Below are 12,793 nucleotides of genomic sequence, written 5' to 3'. Positions count from 1 at the left end.
GCTGGGTTTTTGTTTTCTTAGAGGTTAGATATCAGATGTCAGTCGTTAGTTGATCGAGAGAGTTGTTTTATTTTTTGCAATTGAACAAAAGCTTGTTATACATGAAATGAATTATACTTGTTTAACCACTAACCACTAACCACTAACCACTAACCACTAACCACTAACCACTAACCACTAACCACTTAGATTAATATCTATTCCCCATATTTTTAGCTACAATACGCGCCGTTTAATTTTCTGGTAAATACAGTGGCTACTATCTCAAATAATTCCGTGTTAGTGCTTCGCACTCAACAAATGGCTGAGTCTCGTCGTGAATTTAAAGCGCGAGGAGCAAAACTAACACGTTGTGAGCGATGTTTATTAGCCGAGCACTATTGTATTTGTGAAGGCGTTGAGCAGGCAAAGTGCGATGCCGCAGTCTGTTTACTTATGTATCACAATGAGAGTTTTAAGCCGTCAAATACTGGCCGTTTAATTGCTGAAATCGTGCCAGAAAACTATGCCTTTAAATGGGATCGAACGAATCCTGATGATGCCTTACTGAGCTTGTTGGCAGATCCTCAGTATCAACCTATGGTTATTTTCCCTGCCAGCGATGTTGACGACGAAGAGCGGGTGATCACCGAAGTAACTCCTGTTGAAGGTAAGCGTCCGTTGTTTATCTTCTTAGATGGTACTTGGCGCGAAGCAAAGAAAATGATCCGTAAAAGTCCTTATCTGGATAATTTACCTGTGCTTTCAATCACACCTGAAAAACTTTCGGATTATCGATTACGTGTTGCTCCACACGAACATCAACTTGGCACCGCTGAGGTGGCTATTATGGTACTTGCGCTTGCGGGTGAGAAAGACGCTACTCAAAAGCTAGAACAACATTTTATTAAGTTCAGAGATGCCTACCTGCTAGGTAAGCGAAATAAGGGGCGACCGGAGTAATAGTACCAATCCGCAATAATACTTAATCATTTTGAGGGATTAAACCTGTCGCTACCTGCGTTAAAAATTACTGATTTAGAACAACTAAATAACGAAATTTTTGCCTTGTTATCGACGAGGTTTTATTGCCTCAAAATAGACCACTTAATTAAGCGAATTGGTATAACTCTTTACTAAATTATAGGCAAAAGAAAAGCGCGTACTATCACTAGTCGCGCTTGCGGAATCTTCTTAATTTTTTGCATCCTGCAATTGAATCTAATCAACTCCCTAAACTTTGCCAATCCATGCGATTACACTTTACTTATTGGTTCTGTGCAATATAAGGCAATCCAGCCTTGTTTCCTTATTAGTCCTTTACATCCTTGCTGGTAATTACTTTACCATTCCCTTACGTGCCATCCTGACACTATCCCTTTACTTGCAAATCCATTGCGATGCCCTAACGGCCTGTCCTTTATTCCACTTTTTGAACTTCCTGTATAACAACGTCCTGCTGTTATGCCATTCCACATCATCCTGATGTTGTCCGTAGGTTGTCACTCCATTGCGTTACTCTTCCTGAGCCTGTCCTTGATTCCTTATTCTCCTAATGAACCTTATTCCGCGGTTTTATGAGTAATGCTTCCTTATCCATCTACTCATTAAGCTTCTTGCTTAGTTGATGTAAGTAATTATAGAGAAATAGGAAGCGCTGAGTAGGTCAAAATCTTGTTTAAACTGCTGGTTATTTTATTGTCATTTAAACTAAGTTGTTTTATTTCAAATGGTTATGGTTTTTTGTGCAGTGTTTGCTGGTGCTTTTTACTCAATAACTGCCATGCGGGTGAGATATGTCTTACATGTAAATTCCCAAATGGCAGCTTGGTTAGTTTATTTATGAGTTTAAACGGGTGCACTTTGCCCTAACTCTAGGTAAAATATTTTGATAATTGTTATTATTTAGGTGTAATAAAATGAAAAAAACAGCCTTTGTATTACTTAGCGCATTTTTAACTGCGCCAGCATTTGCTGCTGATGTAGTAAATATTTACTCGTTTCGCCAACCGTTCTTAATTCAACCTATTTTGGACGATTTCACCAAGCAAACAGGCATTAAAACTAATGTGGTATTTGCAAAAAAAGGGCTGATTGAGCGTGTTAAGCGCGAAGGTAAACACAGTAAGGCTGATTTAGTATTAACTTCAAATTTTAGTGCACTTATTCAACTAGAAGATTTAGGTTTAACGCAGTCAATCAATAGTGATGTGGTAAACGCGAATGTGCCAAGCACCTTTCGCGATGCAGATGGTCAGTGGATAGCACTTACTAAACGCGTACGTAATGTTTACTCTTCAAAAGAGCGCGTTGGTGCACTTGCAGAGCTAACTTACGAAGATTTAGCGGACCCAAAATACAAAGGTAAAATCTGTACTCGCTCTGGCAAACATCCATACAATTTAGGTTTAGTTGCTTCTATGGTCGCTCACCATGGCGAAGCAAAAACTAAGCAATGGCTTGAGGGGGTTAAAGCCAATTTAGCACGTAAGCCGCAAGGGAATGACAGAGCGCAAGTCAAAGCAGTAAAAGAAGGTTTATGTGATCTGGCGTTAGGTAACAGCTACTATTTTGGTAAAATGATGCAAGATGAGCAGCAAAAATCATGGGCTGAAGCGGTTTATATTAACTTTCCTAACCAAACAAACCGAGGTTCTCATATCAATGTATCGGGCGTTGTTATGACCCGTTATGCTAAAAACCCTGAAAATGCCTTGAAACTGATTGAGTATATGACCGACAATAAGGCGCAAAATATGTATGCTTCAGTGAATATGGAATACCCTGTAAAGCAAGGGGTTGCATTATCTGAGATGGTTGCATCATGGGGTGAGTTTAAAGAAGACAGTCTTCCTCTTGATGAGATAAGCAAATATCGCCCTGTGGCACTGAAGCTGATTGATGAAGTAAAGTTTGATTTATAACGAGAACATTCCTCGTTACACAATTTTATAAAAGCTGTTTTTTAACAGCTTTTATTTTATCTGGTATTAATCCACTTATGCATGTGAAGTTTTCGCTGTCGCGTTGGCAGCTTACAGCCTGGCTTATTGGCCTGTTGCTTGTTACGCCATTAGGCTTTTTGTTATTTGAATCTCTGCAAGGGGATTCAGATGTATTTCAGCACCTTTTCGATACGGTGCTGTGGGATTATACCCGTAATACGCTAATTCTCATTGCAGGGGTAGGGCTGTTAAGCTGTATAATTGCATTGCCGCTAGCTTGGTTAACTGCATACTGTGACTTTCCCGGGCGTAAGCAATTTGAATGGGCGTTAATGCTGCCTTTAGCAATGCCAACTTATCTTATCGCCTACGTGTATACCGACTTACTTGATTACGCAGGGCCTGTACAGATCGCACTCAGAGACTGGTTTGGTTGGCAATCACCAGACGATTACTGGTTTTTTGATATTCGTACATTGACTGGGGCTATTTTTATGATTGCCTTGGTACTCTATCCTTACTTATACCTAATTTTTAAAACTGCACTCAGAGAGCAGTCTTTTAAACTAGTACAAGCTAGTCAGCTGATGGGTTTATCGCCATTACAGAGTTTTTTGCGCGTTAGTCTGCCTCTTGGTCGTGGGGCGATTGTGGCAGGGGTTACATTGATCAGTATGGAAGCTATGGCTGATTTTGCTACTGTTAACTACTTTGCTGTGAGCACACTGACGACCGCTGTTTACGATACATGGCTTGGCTATTACTCATTAACTGCTGCGGCGAAAATCTCAGGTATCATGTTACTGATTTTGTTTTTAACCATCATGGTTGAACGCTTTAGTCGTCGCAATCAAGCCGTGTATGAACGTCAGTCAAGCGTAAACAGCGCAACCTTGTATCGCTTAAAAGGCGGTGCGGCGTGGGCTGCAAGCTTTGCTTGTACAGTTGTGCTGGTATTGGCTTTTATCCTACCGGTTGGGGTGTTAGTTAAATACGCCATTGTCTATGCAGATGAAGCATGGAATGGGGCATTTTTTAATTACGCTTGGCAAAGTTTTAAAGTGGCTGTTGTGGTGAGCATTGCAACTATCCTATTGAGCTTATTAGTATTGTTTTATCAGCGCATTGCTAAACAAGCTTACCCTTTGCTCCCAGGGCGTTTAGCAAGTACTGGCTACGCCTTACCTGGTACTGTGTTAGCGATTGCCGTATTACTGCCATTAACACAGCTGGATGATGCATTAAATAATTGGCTTGAGCCTTTTGGTTTATCACCGGGGTTACTTTTAAGTGGCACTTTATTTGCGATGATCTTTGCTTACGTTGTGCGTTTTTATGCGATTGCACATGGCGCACTTGAAAGCAGTTTTTTACGTATTAGCCCATCACTTGATATGGCCAGCCAATCAATGGGCAAGGGGCCCTTACAAACACTTTGGCGAGTACATTTACCGCTATTAAAACGCGGCATTCTAACAGCTGGCTTATTAGTGTTTATTGAGTGTATGAAAGAATTACCGGCCGCTTTATTACTTAGGCCTTTTAATTTTGAAACGCTGGCCACCCATGTTTTTCAATATGTTAGTGATGAGCAATTGGAGCTTGCGTCAATTTCGGCCTTGTTTATCGTGTTAGTTGGGTTAATCCCTTTGTATTTCGTTAATCGTTCGATGGAGCAAAATCACTCATGAGTCATTTGATAATTAAAGACTTAGCTTATCAGTACAATGCGACTCAGGTGTTGAGTGAACTAAACCTCAATGTTGAACAAGATGAAATCGTCTGTTTGCTTGGCGCAAGTGGCTGCGGCAAAACCACAACCTTAAAGGCAATTGCCGGGATTTTACAGCCTGAGCAAGGCTATATGAGTATTGATTCAAAAGTGGTTAACGATAGTGGGCTATTTGTTGCACCGGAAAAACGTAATATTGGCATGATGTTCCAAGACTATGCGCTATTTCCTCATTTAACGGTGAGCGACAACATTGCGTTTGGCCTTAGCAACATGAGCAAAGCACAAAAGCGAGAGCGTGTAGATGAAATGCTTAGCCTTGTTAAACTCGATGGTTGTGCACAGCGATACCCGCATCAGCTTTCAGGTGGCCAGCAGCAACGAGTGGCAATAGCCCGTGCACTTGCTTACAAACCAAGTTTATTATTACTTGATGAGCCATTTTCGAATATTGATACACAAGTACGTTTTGAGCTTATCGCCGATATACGCCGCATTATTAAAGCTCAGCAGGTTTCTGCGGTATTTGTTACCCACTCAAAGGAAGAAGCTTTCGCATTTGCTGACACGCTTGCTGTTATGCATGGTGGAAAAATCGCCCAACAGGGCTCTCCGGAGCAGTTATTTAGTCAACCTAACTCAAAGGTGGTTGCAGAGTTTCTTGGTACGGGCATATACTTAACGGCAAAAGTATTAACGCCAACTGAATACGAAACGGCGTTTGGTGTGGTTCAGTCATTGACGGCAAGCAATACTAATTGCCAGCAAGGTCAAGTGTATATAAGACCGCACCATATTCAGTTGTGTGAAGCTGCGCACAGTGACGCAAACAGTTTAACTATCTTGCAAAGACGTTTTATCGGCACGCGTTATGTGTACCGTATCAATATTGCAGGTCAAGAGTGTGAAGTTGCCGCCGAGCAAGATCGCGTGTTAGCTGTTGAGCAGCCTGTAAAAATAAAAATAATGCCGCACACAGTCAATTTTTTTCATGATTAGTGATAAATAACAATCTTGAATCCTTGGCTTTGTGCAAATAACGAGAAGCTAAGGATTCACTATGGCGCAAGCGCAATCTGGGATTTGTGCTGAAGCAAACTTACATGGTTTGCACCTGTTTTTTAATGTTTACGATGGCCATGATGAGTCATTACGTAAAAAACTAAAACGCGTCAGCGTCATTCAAGATGAGTTTGCTGATCAGTTCTCAGAAGCCATGCTGTCGTGCGTGGTTGCCCTTGGTGCTCAGTATTGGCCGCATATCTTGCCCGAGTTTATTCCTAGTCAATTGCAAAGCTTTCCGAATGTAACTCACAGTGAGCATGTGATTAGTGCCCAGCCATTTGATTTGTTTGTACAAATTCGCTCAGACCGCGAAGATGTCAATCATCTATTTGCCCTGCAAATCCTAAAATTATTAACACCGGATGTTGAGCTGGTGGAGCAGGTTCGTAATTTTCGATTTTTAGACGGGCGTGATTTTAACGGCTTTATCTATGCGGGTGATACGCCACATGGTCGCCAAAAGCGTAGCACAGCACTTATCGATAAACCGGGACACTTTGAAGACCAAGGCAGTTATATCCATGTTCAGCGCTTTGTGCATGATTTGAGTGTCTGGCAGCATTTATCGTTGTCTGAGCAAGAGCAAATCATGGGGCGCACGCGTTTAGATAACAGCTTGATTGTGCCTGCTGTAGAAACCAGTCATGCGGTTCGTAGTGAATTAAAAGATGAGCATGGCCAGCCACTATTGCTAAACCAAAGCATGCCATTTGGTGATGTGCATAAACAGGGAATTTTAATGGTTTCGTGTGCTGCGCAAGGGGATGCGTTTGAACAGGTATTAAAGAGTCGCTTAGGGCAGGGCGATTGCTATGATCATTGGCTCGATTTTACTCAAGCCGATATGGGATCTGCGTTTTTCGCCCCGTCAGTAAACTTTTTAAAGCAGCTTTAAACGGTATCGAATAAAGTGCGCACGCGCTCAAGCGTGACATCGATTTCAGAAATCTTCGCAGGGGCGATAAAAATAGTGTCGTCACCTGCAATCGTACCTAGTACACCATCCGCCTTCCCGAGTGAATCAAGTAACCGAGCAATTAATTGTGCTGCGCCTGGACTGGTGCGAATAATGATCATCATTTCGTTATGCATAATATCGATAACAAGTTGGCGAAGCGGGCTTTTCGCTGTTGGCACACCCATTTCAGCTGGTAAACAATACACCATTTCTTGTTTTGCATTGCGAGTACGTACCGCACCGAACTTGCTTAACATGCGAGAGACTTTACTTTGGCTAATATTATCAAAGCCTTGCTCTTTTAATGCTTCGACAATCTCACCTTGTGAGCCGAAGTTTTCTTCTTTTAATAGCGCTTTAAACGCTTTGATCAGTGCTTCTTGTTTGTCTTGTGGTTGCATGTTGCCGTTTCTTTATTCATAAAATGTAGGGTAATTCTACACAACTCTGCATATTTATGCAGTATTAGTTTACAAAGTCGTCCAAAATGCTGTGTCTTTACAGCCAAGTTTACAACTATGGTCGAAATTATACGCGAAATAAGCAGGATAAATTTGTTTTTAGTCGCTAATTTCATTATCTTTAGGGCCACAAATATTTCCTACCTCAAATTACGGAGAATTCCAATGAAAGTTGCTGTTTTAGGCGCAGCTGGCGGTATCGGCCAAGCATTGTCTTTATTATTAAAAACAAGTTTACCTGCAGGTTCTGAATTATCGTTATACGATGTTGCCCCTGTTGTTCCTGGTGTAGCGGTTGATCTTTCTCACATCCCAACAGACGTTAAAGTTGAAGGCTTTGGTGCTGACAGCCTAGACGCAGCATTAGCTGGTTGTGATATCGTTCTTATCCCAGCGGGTATGCCACGTAAGCCAGGCATGGACCGTGCGGACCTTTTCAACGTAAACGCAGGTATCATCAAAACATTAGCTGAAGGCATCGTTAGAAACTGTCCTAAAGCGTTAGTGGGTATCATCACTAACCCAGTTAACGGCACTGTGCCAATCGTTGCTGAAGTATTCAAAAAAGCAGGTACTTACGATGCTAACCGTGTATTCGGTATCACAACACTTGACGTGATCCGTTCAGAAGCATTTGTTGCTGAACTTAAAGGTTTAAGCGCAACTGACGTTAAAGTTCCAGTGATCGGTGGTCACTCAGGTACTACAATCCTTCCTCTTCTTTCTCAAGTTGAAGGTGTTACTTTCACTGACGAAGAAGTTGCAGCATTAACTCCACGTATCCAAAACGCAGGTACTGAAGTTGTTAACGCTAAAGCGGGTGGCGGTTCAGCGACTCTTTCAATGGGTGCTGCAGCAGCACGCTTCTGTATGTCTTTAGTTAAAGGCTTACAAGGTGAAGAAGTTGTTGATTACGCATACGTTGCAGTTGAAAACGGTGATGCAGCATACTTCGCACACCCAGTTCGTTTAGGTAAAAACGGCGTTGAAGAAATCCTTTCTTACGGTGAGTTAAGTGCATTCGAAGAGCAAGCTAAAAACGACATGCTAGCTACTCTTAACAAAGACATCCAAGAAGGTGTTGATTTCATCAACGGTTAATTCCGACAGATGATAGGCGGTTTTTTAAATCGCCGAAAACAAAAAAGCCTGCATATGCAGGCTTTTTTAATGGCTCGAATAAATAGCGTTTAATGATCGCGGGCAACGGCGATGCGTGCCAAACTCTCTAATGCTTTTTTGTACGGTGTGTCTGGTAAGAAAGCAATGCAAGCAATCGCTTTGTCAGCTTCTTGCTCAGCTTTTTGCATTGCAAACTCAAGCGCTTTAGTATCAGCTAATGCTGCTAGAATGCTCTCTAAGTGATCCATACCATTGCCAAGCTCAATAGCGTCTCTAATTAGCTTCACTTGCTCTGGGGTGCCTTTTTGCATTGCGTAGATAAGCGGTAGGGTAGGTTTACCTTCAGCTAAATCATCGCCAATGTTTTTACCAAGTTGCTCAGCATCGGCGTTGTAATCAAGTACATCATCCACTAATTGAAATGCCGTGCCAAGATGCATACCGTATAAGTTTAATGCTTCAAGGGCTTGCTCATTTTGCTCGGTAATAATTGCAGCAAGGCCAGTTGCAGCTTCGAACAATTTCGCAGTTTTGCTGTAAATAACCTGCATGTAGCTTTGTTCTGTCGTGTCTGGGTCATTACAGTTCATTAGCTGTAATACTTCGCCTTCAGCGATAACATTCGTTGCATCAGCTAGAATTTGCATAATTGGCATTTTACCTAGGCCAACCATCAACTGAAATGAACGTGTATAGATAAAGTCACCCACCAAAACGCTCGCTGCATTACCAAATTCAGCATTGGCTGTTGGTGTACCACGGCGTAAATGTGACTCGTCGACAACGTCGTCATGCAGTAATGTTGCGGTATGAATAAATTCGATGATAGTAGCAAGCGTAATATGGTCTTTGCCCTCATAACCGAGTGCTTTTGCCGCTAAAATGGCTAACATAGGTCGAACGCGCTTACCACCGCTGTTTACTATGTATAAACCGAGTTGGTTAACCAATGCGACATCTGAGCGCATTTGGGCGTGTATAAGTTGATTGACGTCATCCATTTCATTTTCGATTAACGTCTGGATAGCTTTTATATCCATTGATCTCCGAGCCAATATTTATGGGTATACGGGGCTGATTGTACAACAAAAAAAGCGCTTGCTCGATATTTTGTGATGATTCATTAAAAAAACACTGTAAAGTTTTTTATTTCAGATCAATTTTGCTGACATAAATTTATAACCTTGATTAATAAGTGATCAGCTTTTTGAATTTTAAAGGTGCGTATTATTAGCGTAATTTAATTGTCATGAGATCGTAAAAACCGCTTGGCATGTGGTGTTTTTAGGATAGAATAGGGGAAAATATTGAATTGCTCTCAATGCAGCTATTTTTATTCATTTTATCGAAAAAGAGGCTTGCTAGTTTTTGCACATTAGCGTAAACTTCGCGCCCTATTGAAGAATATTTTAGTTGCGTCGATTTGAGGGCGCACAGACGGAGTTAATTATGTACGCGGTTTTCCAAAGTGGTGGTAAACAGCACCGTGTGACTGAAGGTCAAACAATTCGTCTTGAGAAATTAGACGTTGAAACTGGTGCAGCAGTTGAATTTGATTCAGTACTTTTAGTTGCTGATGGTGAGAAAATCGAGATCGGTGTACCGTTCGTAAACGGTGGTAAAGTAACAGCTGAGGTTGTTTCACACGGTCGCGGTGAGAAAGTTAAGATCGTTAAATTTAGACGTCGTAAGCATTCTCGTAAGCAAATGGGCCATCGTCAATGGTTCACTGAAGTTAAAATCACTGGCATTAGCGCTTAATTTAGAGGTACTGAGAAATGGCACATAAAAAAGCAGCTGGTAGTACTCGTAACGGTCGCGATTCAGAAAGCAAACGCCTAGGTGTTAAGCGTTTTGGTGGCGAATCAGTTCTAGCGGGTAGCATCATTGTTCGTCAACGTGGTACTAAGTTCCACGCTGGTGCAAACGTAGGTATCGGTAAAGACCACACTATCTTCGCAAAAGCAGATGGTAAAGTTCAATTCGAACAGAAAGGTCCTTTAAACCGTAAATACGTAAATATCGTAGCTGAGTAATCATCTCGATATTTGAAAAACCCCGCCTTTGCGGGGTTTTTTGTTTTGAGGCGCATACTAATGCGCATAAATATATACCTAAGCTAAGCCTGCAATCAGAAGGGCTTAGGTATATAATAGAGTTATTAACAAGCCAATCTTAAAGTGAGTAATCATGAAGTTTGTAGATGAAGTAGAAATTCGTTGTGACGCGGGTGATGGCGGCAGCGGTGTCGTATCTTTCCGACGTGAAAAATATGTACCAGATGGCGGTCCTGATGGCGGCGACGGCGGCGATGGCGGCAGCGTTTATCTACAAGCCGATGAAAACTTAAATACGTTGATTGACTATCAATTTGAGCGTTTTCATAAAGCCGAGCGCGGCACTAATGGTCAAAGCCGTAACATGACAGGTAAAAAAGGCGCTGATTTAACGCTTAAGGTACCTGTTGGTACGCGTATTACAGACGTTGATACAGAAGAGTCATTAGGTGATCTGACTAAACATGGTCAAAAAATTGTAGTTGCAAAAGGTGGTTTCCATGGCTTGGGAAATGCACGTTTTAAATCAAGTACTAACCGTGCACCTCGCCAAAAGACGTTGGGTACTCCAGGTGAAGTTCGCAGCTTACGCCTTGAGTTAATGCTACTTGCTGATGTTGGCTTGCTGGGTTTACCTAATGCTGGTAAATCAACGTTTATCCGTAGTGTTTCGGCGGCCAAACCAAAAGTGGCTGATTACCCATTTACAACGCTGATTCCTAACCTTGGTGTAGTACGCCCTGATGCGAATAAATCATTTGTTATTGCAGATATTCCTGGTCTTATTGAAGGCGCTTCAGAAGGTGCGGGTCTGGGTATTCGCTTCTTAAAGCACTTAGAGCGTTGTCGTGTATTACTGCATATTATTGATATTATGCCAGTTGATGGTACTAACCCAGTTGATAATGCCTTTGCGATTATTAACGAGCTACACCAATACAGCCCTAAACTTGCTGAAAAGCCGCGTTGGTTAGTATTTAACAAAATCGACTTATTGCCAGAAGATGAAGCCGAAGCACTGTGTAATGAAATTGCCGAAGAGCTAGGTGAAGAGGTTAATGTTTACCGTATCTCTGCTGCAAACAAGCAAAATACCCAAGCATTGTGTCATGACATTATGGCGCTGCTTGATAGTATGCCGAAAGAGAAATTCGCTGAAGAAGAGAAAGAAGAAGTTGAATTTAAGTGGGATACTTACCATCAGAAAGCAACATCTCAAGATGATGATGATTGGGATGACGACTGGGATGATGATGACTACGATGTAGAAGTTATCTACCAACGATAAAATTTTAAACTGAAAAGGAGCCATGCGCTCCTTTTTTATTAATAAGAAAAAAGTATTAAGGTTTAGTGTGGAAATTTCAATGATTGCTGCTATGGCAAATAACCGAGTAATAGGCCAAGACAACCAAATGCCATGGCATTTACCCGCCGATCTACAGCACTTTAAAAAAGTAACTATGGCAAAGCCTGTGATCATGGGCCGTAAGACGTTTGAATCGATTGGTCGTCCTTTACCAGGACGTCAAAATATTATTATCACACGCAATGCTGATTACACAGCTGAAGGGATTGAGGTGGTTACTTCACCAGAGGCTGCGCTGGCATTGGTTGCTGATGTTGAAGAAGTTATGATTATAGGCGGCGGAAATATCTACGAACAATTTCTATCTCAGGCAGATCGACTATACTTAACATTCATCGATCTTGAAGTAAGCGGTGATACGCAGTTCCCAGATTACGAAAGTGTTGCTAATTGGACAGTTGTCGAGCAAGAACAGCATCAGCCTGATAACAAAAACCCTTACTCGTATACGTTTGTAACCCTGTACAAAAATTCGTAACATTATTGCGGTAAAATTAATTAGTTGGTACAATATTACACAATCTTGGTAAGAAGAAAGTATTACATAAGGGCAAAATATGATGAAGTTACCAAATATGTTACTTGCAGCGGCTGTTGTTCAGCTTCAGTTGCGTATACAGCACCAGCAAAAGCTGATGATCAATTAGCGGTTTCAATCTGTGAGTATATTGCAGCAGATGATAAAAACCGTTTACGTGATAAGCTTAAGAGCTCACGTGTTAAAATCCGTAACATCTTTGATGCTGTACAGTGTAATGGTAATAACATGCTTCGTCATGCAATCGAAAGCGGCGCAGCAGATACAGGTGAATACATCGTTAAGAACCTATCTAAAAGTTCTTTAGAAGACGGTGCAGACATCGCATGGGCTGAAGCAAACGGCCACGGTGGTTCACCACTAATCGCTGTTATTAAAGACCGCGCAGGTCTTTAATTTAAAAGCCAATAGAATTTAAGAAACCGCACTCGTTGCGGTTTTTTTATGCCTGAAAAACGCTTCGCTAAATTAATTCCTACTCGCTGTAATACGTAATTATTTGCTATTAAAAAATGCGCCTATTTGGGAGGGGAGGCAGGCTAATATTAAGTGTAGTCAGCTCACAAG

Annotated in this window: 13 protein-coding genes; 11 read left to right on the top strand and 2 right to left on the bottom strand. The window is 41.6% G+C overall.

The window, feature by feature from the left end; translation table 11 throughout:
- Window positions 1-300: 300 nt before the first annotated feature.
- The 5 genes from C2M25_RS13670 to C2M25_RS13650 all read left to right on the top strand — a co-directional run bounded on the left by C2M25_RS13670 (window position 301) and on the right by C2M25_RS13650 (window position 6,616).
- On the top strand, window positions 301-942 hold the full coding sequence (locus tag C2M25_RS13670; RefSeq protein ID WP_063703519.1) for a tRNA-uridine aminocarboxypropyltransferase: 642 nt from the start codon (window positions 301-303) through the stop codon (window positions 940-942).
- A gap of 956 nt (window positions 943-1,898) precedes the next feature.
- Complete coding sequence (locus tag C2M25_RS13665; protein ID WP_063702948.1) at window positions 1,899-2,903, top strand: Fe(3+) ABC transporter substrate-binding protein; 1,005 nt, start codon at window positions 1,899-1,901, stop codon at window positions 2,901-2,903.
- A gap of 77 nt (window positions 2,904-2,980) precedes the next feature.
- A complete protein-coding gene (locus C2M25_RS13660) occupies window positions 2,981-4,615 on the top strand; it encodes an ABC transporter permease (RefSeq protein ID WP_063702950.1) in 1,635 nt (544 codons plus the stop codon).
- Complete coding sequence (locus C2M25_RS13655) at window positions 4,612-5,655, top strand: ABC transporter ATP-binding protein (protein ID WP_063702952.1); 1,044 nt, start codon at window positions 4,612-4,614, stop codon at window positions 5,653-5,655. Before C2M25_RS13660 ends, C2M25_RS13655 begins: the two co-directional genes overlap by 4 nt.
- A gap of 61 nt (window positions 5,656-5,716) precedes the next feature.
- Window positions 5,717-6,616: a Dyp-type peroxidase gene (locus tag C2M25_RS13650; protein ID WP_105181341.1), complete on the top strand. Its 900-nt coding sequence runs from the start codon at window positions 5,717-5,719 to the stop codon at window positions 6,614-6,616.
- Here the strand turns inward: C2M25_RS13650 and argR are convergent.
- Window positions 6,613-7,080 carry a transcriptional regulator ArgR gene (gene argR / locus C2M25_RS13645; RefSeq protein ID WP_063702957.1) on the bottom strand — a complete coding sequence of 156 codons (468 nt, stop codon included), beginning with the start codon at window positions 7,078-7,080 and terminating at the stop codon, window positions 6,613-6,615. The genes C2M25_RS13650 and argR overlap by 4 nt on opposite strands.
- 225 nt (window positions 7,081-7,305) lie before the next feature.
- On the opposite strand from argR, the gene mdh reads away from it, so the two are divergent.
- Window positions 7,306-8,241 (top strand): malate dehydrogenase, encoded by a 936-nt coding sequence (gene mdh, locus C2M25_RS13635; RefSeq protein WP_105181340.1) that lies wholly within the window; start codon window positions 7,306-7,308, stop codon window positions 8,239-8,241.
- 89 nt (window positions 8,242-8,330) lie between these two features.
- On the opposite strand, the gene ispB is transcribed toward mdh, so the two are convergent.
- Window positions 8,331-9,302, bottom strand: a complete 972-nt coding sequence (gene ispB / locus C2M25_RS13630; protein ID WP_105181339.1) for an octaprenyl diphosphate synthase — start codon at window positions 9,300-9,302, stop codon at window positions 8,331-8,333.
- A 409-nt stretch (window positions 9,303-9,711) separates the two neighbouring features.
- Here ispB and rplU point away from each other — a divergent pair, with 409 nt between their 5' ends.
- The 5 genes from rplU to C2M25_RS13605 all read left to right on the top strand — a co-directional run bounded on the left by rplU (window position 9,712) and on the right by C2M25_RS13605 (window position 12,622).
- Window positions 9,712-10,023, top strand: coding sequence for a 50S ribosomal protein L21 (gene rplU, locus C2M25_RS13625; protein ID WP_036965957.1), 312 nt, complete (start codon window positions 9,712-9,714; stop codon window positions 10,021-10,023).
- Between the two features lie 17 nt (window positions 10,024-10,040).
- Window positions 10,041-10,298 carry a 50S ribosomal protein L27 gene (gene rpmA / locus C2M25_RS13620; RefSeq protein ID WP_036965960.1) on the top strand — a complete coding sequence of 86 codons (258 nt, stop codon included), beginning with the start codon at window positions 10,041-10,043 and terminating at the stop codon, window positions 10,296-10,298.
- A gap of 154 nt (window positions 10,299-10,452) precedes the next feature.
- Window positions 10,453-11,607 carry an Obg family GTPase CgtA gene (gene cgtA, locus C2M25_RS13615; protein WP_063702966.1) on the top strand — a complete coding sequence of 385 codons (1,155 nt, stop codon included), beginning with the start codon at window positions 10,453-10,455 and terminating at the stop codon, window positions 11,605-11,607.
- Between the two features lie 79 nt (window positions 11,608-11,686).
- Window positions 11,687-12,166, top strand: a complete 480-nt coding sequence (gene folA, locus C2M25_RS13610) for a type 3 dihydrofolate reductase (RefSeq protein ID WP_105181338.1) — start codon at window positions 11,687-11,689, stop codon at window positions 12,164-12,166.
- A 66-nt stretch (window positions 12,167-12,232) separates the two neighbouring features.
- Entirely contained in the window at window positions 12,233-12,622 is a 390-nt protein-coding gene (locus C2M25_RS13605; RefSeq protein WP_105181363.1) for a DUF3718 domain-containing protein, read from the top strand.
- Window positions 12,623-12,793 lie beyond the last annotated feature (171 nt).

Source organism: Pseudoalteromonas sp. T1lg21 (assembly GCF_002964625.1).
In the GTDB taxonomy this organism is placed as follows: Bacteria; Pseudomonadota; Gammaproteobacteria; order Enterobacterales; family Alteromonadaceae; genus Pseudoalteromonas; species Pseudoalteromonas gelatinilytica.
The sequence above is the reverse complement of the archived record's forward strand: the minus strand, read 5'-3'. Positions and strand labels throughout refer to the sequence as shown.